Origin of the sequence: Thiohalophilus sp. (assembly GCF_031581315.1) — a bacterium.
In the GTDB taxonomy this organism is placed as follows: domain Bacteria; phylum Pseudomonadota; class Gammaproteobacteria; order UBA6429; family Thiohalophilaceae; genus Thiohalophilus.
The window spans coordinates 1-9,419 of the sequence record NZ_JAVLAZ010000091.1; the positions used below are offsets into that span (position 1 = coordinate 1).

Sequence of the window (9,419 nt, forward strand, 5' to 3'; positions counted from 1 at the left end):
TTTTGCCGCCGAGCCGGGCCAGCCCGTGGCCGCCGCCGATGCCGGCAATGCCGACGAGGATCGAGGAAACGATCAGCGGCACGATGATCATCTTCAGGGCATTGAGGAACAGACTACCGACAAAATCGAAGACACTGTACAGGCGCACACCGAGCAGGCTGCCCTCCTGGCCGGCCCAGGCCCCGATCAGCACGGCCAGTACCAGCGCAATCAGGATCTGCCAGTGGAGTTTGAGTTTCAGCATGGCCTAATCCCTTCGTCTACCTGCGTGCCGGTTTGTCAGGTCACTGCCACGATTTCAACACAGCCGAACAGCGCCCTGATGCGGGGTATTTACTCCTCGTCGCCCAGGGAGTCGCTGATGCGGATTTTCGCCGCCTGACGCAGGCTTTCCACCAGGGCATTGTATTCGCTGACACCAAAGGCGGCGGCCAGTTGCCGGCGTTCGCGCGTCAGGGTTTCCCCTTCGGGCAGTTCCCCCTCACGGATCGCCTGCAGGCGAATCACGGCCACATCGCCGTTGGACAGGGCCGTGGTGGTCACGCTGGGTTGCCCCTGTTCATCCGGGGCCGGCATCCGAAACGCCGCCTGACGCAGACTCTCGTCCAGCTGCGCACCTTCCTGTTGCGCACGACGGCTGATCAACCCGGGTGCCTGCCAGTCGGCGTCATACCGCGCCGCCAGCGTCTGGGGCGCAACGCCCTGCTCCAGCTCGGCCTGGATGGACTGCGCCGCCTCGACGGCCAGCTGCTGCGCCTGTTGCCGCTTCAACTGCCGGACGATCTGCGGGCGGACTTCCTGCAAGGATTTTTCACTGGCTGGTTCGTGTTCGTTGACCCGCAACACCAGAAAATGGGTATCGCTCAGCTCCAGTACCTCACTGTTGCGTCGCTGCTGCAGCACCTCCTCGCTGAAGGCCGCATTCACTACCTTCGGGTGGCCGAGCACGCCCTCCCCGCCCTGGCGAGTCAACAACGGGCTTTGCTGGACGTTCAGATCGAGCTGTTCGGCCACGCCCTGCAGCGAATCAGGCATTTCATAGCTGTAACGCTCCAGCTCGCTGACTTTCTCATAGAAATCCTGTTCCGCCTGGCGCATGCGCAGCTCCTGGCGGATTTCATCTTCGACCTCGGCGAGGGGCTTCACCGGCGGTGACACCACCTTTTCGGCCTTGATCAGGTGATACCCGAAGCGGGTTTTAACCGGCTCGCTGATCGCGTCTTCCTCAAGGGCAAAAGCGGCCTGCTCGAAGTCGGGATCAAAAGCGTCGCGTTCAATCCGCCCCAGATCGCCCCCCTGACTGGCGGAGCCGGGGTCATCCGAGTGCGCCCGCGCCAGCTCGGCAAAATCCGCGCCCTGCTGAAGCTCGCGATAGAGTTGTTGAGCTGTTTCGAGTGCTTCGCTCTGGGTGCGTTCGGCGTTGATGCCGATCAGAATATGGCGCACCTCGCGACGTTCTTCGCCCTCACGATACCGATCCTGCTGGCTGGCATAGAATTCCTCGACTTCCCGCTGACTGACTTCATATTGTCTGGCCAGCTCCTGCAGATCGAGCTCCAGGTAGTTGAGACGGACTTTCTCGGGTGTCACGAAACGGCCGCGGTTGGCCTGGTAAAACTGCTCGATTTTGGCCTCATCCACCTCGACCTGGTCCACAAACCTGGCAACATCCAGCACCAGATAGCCGATCTCGCGCTGCTGGTATTTCAGGCGCAAATAGCGTTGCAGCTCGGCGTCGGTGACAAAGGCACTGGCGGCAATCCCGTTGCGTAACTGTTCGAACGCCAGGTCACTGGCCACATCCCGCTCGAACTGTTCGGCCGCGATCCCCTGCTGCCGCAATAATGTCTTGTAACGGGCGCTGGAAAAACGACCCTCCTCCTGAAAAGCGTCGTACTGTTGAATGGCATCGAGCACCTGTTGGGAGCCGGGCTGATAGCCGGTGTCGTTGATATGTTGCTGAACCAGTTCGCGCTGAATCAGTCCCTGCAATACCTCGCGCTTGATGCGCGCATTATCGAACAGGGAGGCATCGAACTGATCGCCCTGAAATTGCCGTAAACGCTCCAGATAATTCCGCTGGGCGCGTAGCAACTGGTTTTCGGTGATTTCGGTGTCGTTCACTTCCGCCACGCTGCTCGGCCCCCCCCCACCGGTGAGATAGCTGCTCAGGCCAAACAGGGCAAAGGTGATAATAATCAGACCGACAATGGACCAGACAAACAGCCCCTTGGCGCGATCACGAATCAGTTGCATCATAACTAGAGGAGTCGGGTTGTGAGTGGAAGGCCTATTTTACTCTGATTCGGCGCCGAAAATATATGCGTTACCAATCCCGATCAGCCGCAGATACCTGAAAACAACCTGCGCGCACGCGAATCAAAATTGAATCGGCACGTAGTGGGGGTACCTTGCCGGCCCGCAGCAGATCTTGCTCTGAAAGGGCGGTTGTACCTGACGGTGGGACTGAAAAAGAAAAAGGGCGAGCTCGTTAAAGCTCGCCCTTTTCAGCGTTGGCGGACCGGACGGGATTCGAACCCGCGACCTCCGGCGTGACAGGCCGGCATTCTAACCAGCTGAACTACCGGTCCGAACTGGTGGGTGGTGCAGGGATCGAACCTGCGACCCTCGCCTTGTAAGGGCGATGCTCTCCCAGCTGAGCTAACCACCCCAGCAAAGGCGCGCTAGTTTACGGCATCTTTCAGCGCTTTTCCAGCCTTAAATCCAGGAACTTTTGAAGCAGCGATCTGGATCGCTTCACCGGTGCGCGGGTTGCGTCCGGTACGGGCCGCACGTTCCTTCACGGAGAAAGTACCAAAGCCAACCAGCGTCACCTGGTCGCCCTGCTTCAGGGTGTTGGTGATGCTGTCAAACATGGTATCTACGGCACGGGTGGCGGCGGCTTTGGAAATATCGGCGCCTTCGGCAACTGCATCGATCAGTTCGGCTTTATTCACAGTGGGGGTCCCCCTTATTTTCAGTGTTGTTTGAGGTAAAAAAACACCGCCAGCCCAAGACCGGCGGTCGTACAGGATATTATTTGGGAATTTTTATACCAACGGGAGCCACAGACGGTCAAGGAATCATTACCGGTTTAACGCTGTACGCCGATAATAAAATCCTTGACAAGCCTGCCAATCCCCGTCGTTTTCAGGGTCAATGCGGCCGCAGTGTGCCCGGTTGATCCGGGTTATCGCTGTTTTTGACCACCTCGGCTTTCTCTTCACCCTTGGCCGGATCGAGGGCCTCGGGCTGGCGGGTCAATGCCACCTGAAACACCTCGTCCATCCAGCGGACCGTGCGAATATCGAGTTTCTCCTTGATATTGTCGGGGATCTCGGTCAGGTCCCGCTCGTTTTCATGCGGAATCAGCACGGTCTTGATACCACCCCGATGGGCCGCCAGCAACTTCTCCTTGAGACCGCCGATGGGCAGCACCTCGCCACGCAGGGTGATCTCGCCGGTCATGGCCACGTCGGCCCGCACCGGGATGCCGGTCAGGGAAGAGACCAGCGCGGTACACATACCGATACCGGCACTGGGGCCATCCTTGGGGATCGCCCCTTCAGGCACATGCACATGGATGTCCTTCTTCTCGAACACGTCCGGTTCGATACCCAGCACATTGGCGCGGCTGCGCACGACCGACAGGGCCGCCTGGATGGACTCTTTCATCACGTCACCCAGCTGGCCGGTGATGTTGTGCTTGCCCTTGCCGGGCATGACCGCGGTTTCGATGGTCAGCAAATCGCCACCCACCTCGGTCCAGGCCAGGCCGGTCACATGCCCGATCCGATCCTGCTCGTCGGCCAGGCCGAAGCGGAAGCGTTTGACGCCCAGGTATTTTTCCAGGTTCTCCGCCTTGACCACCACGGTGGTTTCGGAGGGCTCCAGCAGAACCTCTTTGACGACCTTGCGGCAGATCTTGGCGATCTCCCGTTCCAGATTACGCACACCGGCTTCGCGGGTGTAGTACCTGACGATATCGCGCAGGGCCTCTTCGGTAATATCCACCTCGCCTTCCTTGAGCCCGTTAGCCTTGACCTGTTTGCTCACCAGGTATTTGAGGGCGATGTTGACCTTCTCGTCCTCGGTATAACCGGACAAACGAATGACCTCCATGCGATCCAGCAGCGGGGCCGGAATATTCATGGTATTGGAGGTCGCCACGAACATGATGTCCGACAGGTCGAAATCGACCTCCAAATAGTGATCGTTGAAGGTATGGTTCTGTTCCGGATCCAGAACCTCGAGCAGGGCCGAGGCCGGATCGCCACGGAAGTCCATCGCCATCTTGTCGATCTCGTCGAGCAAAAACAGCGGGTTACGGGTCTCGATCTTGTACAGATTCTGCACCACCTTGCCCGGCATGGAGCCGATATAGGTGCGACGATGGCCGCGAATTTCCGCCTCGTCGCGCACGCCACCCAGGGCCATGCGAATGAACTTGCGGTTGGTCGCGCGCGCGATCGATTTACCGATGGAGGTCTTGCCGACCCCGGGCGGACCCACCAGACACAGGATGGGGCCTTTCATTTTCTTCATGCGCTTTTGCACGGCCAGGTATTCGAGGATGCGTTCCTTGACCTTCTCCAGGCCATAGTGATCCTCTTCCAGCACCTGTTCAGCGCGCGCCAGATCGTTGCGGACCTTGCTGCGTTTTTTCCAGGGCACGCCCACCAGCCAGTCGAGATAGTTGCGCACCACGGTGGCCTCGGCCGACATGGGCGACATCATCTTCAGCTTGTTCATCTCGGCCTTGGCCTTGGTCTTGGCTTCCTTGGACATGCCGGCTTCTTCGATTTTCTTTTCCAGCTCCTCGATCTCGTTGGGCACGTCGTCCATTTCGCCCAGTTCCTTCTGGATCGCTTTCATCTGTTCATTCAGATAGTACTCGCGCTGGCTCTTCTCCATCTGGCGTTTGACGCGACCGCGGATCCGTTTTTCCACCTGCAGCAGATCGATTTCCGATTCCATCAGGCCCATCAGCTGTTCCACGCGATCGCGCAGCGAGAAGTTTTCGAGGATTTTCTGTTTCTCCTCGATCTTCAGCGACATATGCGCGGCAATGGTATCCACCAGACGACTGGGATCGTCGATACTGGACAGGGAGGTCAGAATCTCCGGCGGAACTTTCTTGTTCAGTTTGACGTATTGATCAAACTGGGTGGTCAATGAACGCACCAGCACCTCGGCTTCGCGATCATCGACGGTCTCTTCTTCATGCACCTTGGCCTGGGCGGTGAAGTACTCGTCCTCGGCTTCGTTGAAGTTCAGAACCTTGGCCCGTTTGCCCCCTTCGACCAGTACCTTGACGGTCCCGTCAGGCAGTTTGAGTAGTTGCAGGATGCTGGCCACGGTACCGATGCGGTACATGTCGTCGGCCTTGGGATCATCCTCGGCAGCGCTCTTTTGCGCCACCAGCAGAATCTGTTTGTTGTCTTCCATGGCCGCTTCCAGCGCCTGAATCGATTTTTCACGACCGACGAACAGCGGAATGACCATGTGGGGATAGACCACCACGTCCCGCAACGGCAGGACCGGAATTTCGGTCAACGGTTCTTCAATCATTTCGGACATAATCAGCTATCTCTTGTTTGCGTGAGGTCCCGGGGACCGTTACAGGCTAATCTGGGGTTCTGCACTCAGGAATTCAACAGTCGCCGGCTATTTTTGCATGCCTACAAAAATTAAGGGGTATCGAAATACCCCTTAATCGTTTCAGTCTTCGGCCGATGCCGCCCTGGAGGAATCCGAGCTTTCATAAATGAACAGGGGGTCGCCTTCCTGGCGAATCACCGAATCGTCGATGACCACTTTGTTCAAATCCTCCAATGAGGGCAGGTCGTACATGGTATCCAGCAACACCCCTTCAAGAATGGAGCGCAGCCCGCGTGCGCCGGTCTTGCGGTCCATGGCCTTGTGGGCCACGGCCTTGAGAGCGGATTCGCGGAATTCCAGCTCGGCCCCTTCCAGTTCGAACATCTTCTGATACTGCTTGGTCAGCGCGTTCTTGGGCTGGGTCAGAATTTCGACCAGCGCTTCCTCGTCCAGCTCGGTGAGCGTGGCGATCACCGGCAGACGCCCGACGAACTCGGGAATCAGACCGTAACGGGTCAGATCCTCGGGCTCGACCTCGCTGACCACTTCGCTGGGCGTTTTCTTCTCCTGCTTGGTCTTGACCTCGGCACCGAAGCCGATCCCGCCACGTTCGGAACGATCGCGGATGATCTTGTCCAGACCGGAGAAGGCGCCCCCGCAGATAAACAGGATGTTGCCGGTATCCACCTGCAGGAACTCCTGCTGCGGATGCTTGCGTCCGCCCTGGGGCGGCACGGAAGCCACAGTGCCTTCGATCAGCTTCAACAGCGCCTGCTGCACACCCTCACCGGAGACGTCCCGGGTGATGGAGGGGTTATCCGACTTGCGGGAAATCTTGTCGATTTCGTCAATATAGACAATGCCGGTCTGGGCCTTCTCGACGTCGTAGTCGCATTTTTGCAGCAGCTTCTGGATGATGTTTTCCACATCCTCGCCGACGTAACCGGCCTCGGTCAGGGTCGTGGCATCGGCGATGGTGAACGGCACGTTCAGCAGCCGGGCCAGGGTCTCGGCCAGCAGGGTCTTGCCACAGCCGGTCGGCCCGATGAGCAGGATGTTGCTCTTGGCCAGCTCCACATCGTCTTTTTTCTGACCCGATTCCAGACGCTTGTAATGGTTGTATACCGCCACGGCCAGCACCCGCTTGGCGCGTTCCTGACCGATGACGTATTCATCCAGCTTTTCACGGATCTCGTGCGGCGTCGGCAGTTTGCTGCCGGTTACCGAACCGCTTTGCTCCTGGACTTCCTCGCGAATGATGTCATTGCATAACTCAACACACTCGTCACAAACAAACACGGAGGGACCCGCGATAAGCTTGCGTACTTCGTGCTGGCTCTTGCCGCAGAAAGAGCAGTACAACAGCTTGCCGTTATCACCGGAATTGGTTGTGTCGTCACTCATGTCCCTACCTCAAAATGTGTGCTGACTGTATTCATACCATGCGTCGATTTGGCGCATTTTTCAAGTATCGGATGCACAGTTTAAATGCCCTATTGCAAACAGGCTTTTACCGCCCGGCTCCGGCATAAAACCGCTCTATGCGTCCTTGCCACTGTCCCGGTTGGTCATAACCTCATCAATCAGCCCGTACTCCACCGACTGTGATGCGCTCATGAAGAAATCCCGGTCGGTATCCTTCTGAATCTGTTCCAGCGGCTGACCGGTATGCTCGGCGAGAATCCGGTTCAGTCGCTCGCGCACATCCAGGATTTCCTTGGCGTGAATCTCGAAATCCGACGCCTGCCCCTGGAAACCGCCCAGCGGCTGATGAATCATGGTGCGCGAATGTGGCAAGCCAAACCGCTTGCCCTTCGTCCCACCAGCCAGCAATACCGCACCCATGCTGGCCGCCTGCCCGATGCACATGGTGCTGACATCCGGCTTGATAAACTGCATGGTGTCATAAATCGACAACCCTGCTGTTACCGAACCGCCGGGCGAGTTGATATAAAGGTGGATATCCTTGTCCGGATTTTCGGACTCGAGGAACAACAGCTGGGCCACAATCAGGTTGGCCATATGATCCTCGACTTGCCCCACCACAAAGATCACCCGCTCTTTGAGCAGACGTGAATAGATGTCATAAGAGCGTTCGCCGCGCGAAGTCTGCTCAACCACCATGGGCACCAGCTGGGCCACGGTATCGGTGTGCTTGCTATGATTATCGGTCACGACTACCTATCCTTTAAGCTACTAGCTTGTTATTTCGCGTTTTCGGACGTCATTATTTCATCAAATGAGACCGGTTTCTCAACCACTTTAGCCTGATCGACCACCCAGTCGACGACCTGATCCTCAAATACCAGCGATTCGATTTCGCTCAGACGCTGGCGATCGGACTGGTACCATTTGACCACTTCCTCGGGCTGTTCGTAAGGGGCTGCGATCTCCCTGATGCGCGCCTTGACCTGCTCCGGCTCCACCTTGAGGTCATTGGCCTTGACGATCTCCGACATAATCAGCCCCAGGGTCACGCGTTTTTCGGCCTGCTCCTTGAACATTTCCGGATTGAGACCGGACAGATCCTGCTGTTGCATCCCCTGGCTGGCCAGGTTCTGCAGCATCTGTTGTAACAGGGTGCGTTCCTCGTTTTCCACCAGGGATTTGGGTACATCGATTGAGTTGGCGGCCAGCAGGGTCTCGATTACCGCTTCCTTGAGCTTGGCGCGCAGACGCTCGTCCAGCTCTCGTTGCATGTTGGCCCGGACTTCATTGCGCATCTCGGTCAGATCGCCGCTTTCCACGCCCAGTTGCTTCGCAAACTCGGCATCGACTTCGGGCAGAACCGCTTCCTCGACACTATTTATATGTGTCTCAAATACCGCCGGTTTGCCGGCCAGCGTCTCGACGTGATAGTTGTCGGGGAAAGTGACGTTCAGGGTCCGGTCTTCACCGGCTTTGGCGCCCATCAGACCGTCCTCGAAACCGGGGATCATGCGGCCCGAGCCCAGTTCGACCTGCATCCCCTCGCCGCTGCCGCCTTCAAAGGCTTCGCCATCGACCATGCCCTTGAAGTCGAGAGTGACCCGATCGCCCTCTTTGGCTTCGCGCTCCACCGACTGCCAGCTGACGTTCTGTTTGCGGATGGTCTCGATCATCTTGTCGATATCCGCCTCGCCAATCTCGGTCACCGGTTTTTCCACGGTCTGCTCGGCCATGGGGGCCAGTTCGAATTCGGGATAAATTTCAAAGGTGGCGGTATAGGCCAGCCCCTGCCCCGGCTCGTTTTTCAAATCGTCAAAATTCGGGTTACCGGCCGGCTGCAGTTTTTCCTGGCTGACGGCTTCATAAAAGGTGGATTGCACGACCTCGCCGACCACTTCATCTCGCACCTGCTTGCCGTAATGCTGCTTGACCACTTTGAACGGCACCTTGCCCTTGCGGAAGCCCTTGAGCTTGACGGTGTGGGTCATGTTTTTGAGCCGATCATCGACCGCCGAGGCGATTCGCTCCTCGTCGACGTTCACTGTCATCCGGCGTTCCAGACCCCCGGTGGCTTCTACAGAGACTTGCATGTGTTTGACCTCGTCATTTATTTCTTAAAATTCAGACAGTTAACAAAATATCATTCATATGGTGCGGAAGGTGGGACTCGAACCCACACGCCTTGCGGCACCAGAACCTAAATCTGGCGTGTATACCAATTTCACCACTTCCGCGAATACTCGTCAGGGGATTATACAGAGACCGAGGGTGGAGGTGTAATCCGTGCGCTTTGCGGGGAAATCGGCCAGGAAACTGGTGGGCCGTGAAGGACTCGAACCTTCGACCAAGGGATTAAGAGTCCCCTGCTCTACCAACTGAGCTAACGGCCC

General features: G+C 57.6%; 7 protein-coding genes and 4 tRNA genes. All 11 read right to left on the minus strand.

Annotation, left to right across the window (positions count from 1 at the left end; genetic code table 11):
- Window positions 1-244: cation:dicarboxylate symporter family transporter (locus tag RI563_RS11200; protein WP_310694471.1), on the minus strand; the 244-nt coding region annotated here is incomplete at its 3' end.
- An 89-nt stretch (window positions 245-333) separates the two neighbouring features.
- On the minus strand, window positions 334-2,259 hold the full coding sequence (locus RI563_RS11205; RefSeq protein WP_310694472.1) for a SurA N-terminal domain-containing protein: 1,926 nt from the start codon (window positions 2,257-2,259) through the stop codon (window positions 334-336).
- Between the two features lie 255 nt (window positions 2,260-2,514).
- Window positions 2,515-2,591 (minus strand) — tRNA-Asp (locus RI563_RS11210).
- A 4-nt stretch (window positions 2,592-2,595) separates the two neighbouring features.
- Window positions 2,596-2,671: transfer RNA gene (locus RI563_RS11215), tRNA-Val, on the minus strand.
- A gap of 13 nt (window positions 2,672-2,684) precedes the next feature.
- Window positions 2,685-2,975 carry an HU family DNA-binding protein gene (locus RI563_RS11220; protein WP_310694477.1) on the minus strand — a complete coding sequence of 97 codons (291 nt, stop codon included), beginning with the start codon at window positions 2,973-2,975 and terminating at the stop codon, window positions 2,685-2,687.
- Between the two features lie 181 nt (window positions 2,976-3,156).
- Complete coding sequence (lon, locus tag RI563_RS11225; protein ID WP_310694473.1) at window positions 3,157-5,580, minus strand: endopeptidase La; 2,424 nt, start codon at window positions 5,578-5,580, stop codon at window positions 3,157-3,159.
- A gap of 141 nt (window positions 5,581-5,721) precedes the next feature.
- Window positions 5,722-7,005: an ATP-dependent Clp protease ATP-binding subunit ClpX gene (clpX, locus tag RI563_RS11230; protein WP_310694474.1), complete on the minus strand. Its 1,284-nt coding sequence runs from the start codon at window positions 7,003-7,005 to the stop codon at window positions 5,722-5,724.
- 135 nt (window positions 7,006-7,140) lie between these two features.
- Window positions 7,141-7,776, minus strand: a complete 636-nt coding sequence (gene clpP, locus RI563_RS11235; RefSeq protein WP_310694475.1) for an ATP-dependent Clp endopeptidase proteolytic subunit ClpP — start codon at window positions 7,774-7,776, stop codon at window positions 7,141-7,143.
- Between the two features lie 29 nt (window positions 7,777-7,805).
- Window positions 7,806-9,119 carry a trigger factor gene (gene tig, locus RI563_RS11240; protein WP_310694476.1) on the minus strand — a complete coding sequence of 438 codons (1,314 nt, stop codon included), beginning with the start codon at window positions 9,117-9,119 and terminating at the stop codon, window positions 7,806-7,808.
- Window positions 9,120-9,178: 59 nt separating this feature from the next.
- Window positions 9,179-9,263, minus strand: a tRNA-Leu gene (locus tag RI563_RS11245).
- A gap of 80 nt (window positions 9,264-9,343) precedes the next feature.
- Window positions 9,344-9,419 (minus strand) — tRNA-Lys (locus RI563_RS11250).

Bases quoted from the DNA above. Each gene is read 5' to 3' on its own strand.
- RI563_RS11205 (WP_310694472.1), bottom strand. From the start codon at position 2,259: ATGATGCAACTGATTCGTGATCGCGCCAAGGGGCTGTTTGTCTGGTCC.
- lon (WP_310694473.1), bottom strand. From the start codon at position 5,580: ATGTCCGAAATGATTGAAGAACCGTTGACCGAAATTCCGGTCCTGCCG.
- clpX (WP_310694474.1), bottom strand. From the start codon at position 7,005: ATGAGTGACGACACAACCAATTCCGGTGATAACGGCAAGCTGTTGTAC.
- tig (WP_310694476.1), bottom strand. From the start codon at position 9,119: ATGCAAGTCTCTGTAGAAGCCACCGGGGGTCTGGAACGCCGGATGACA.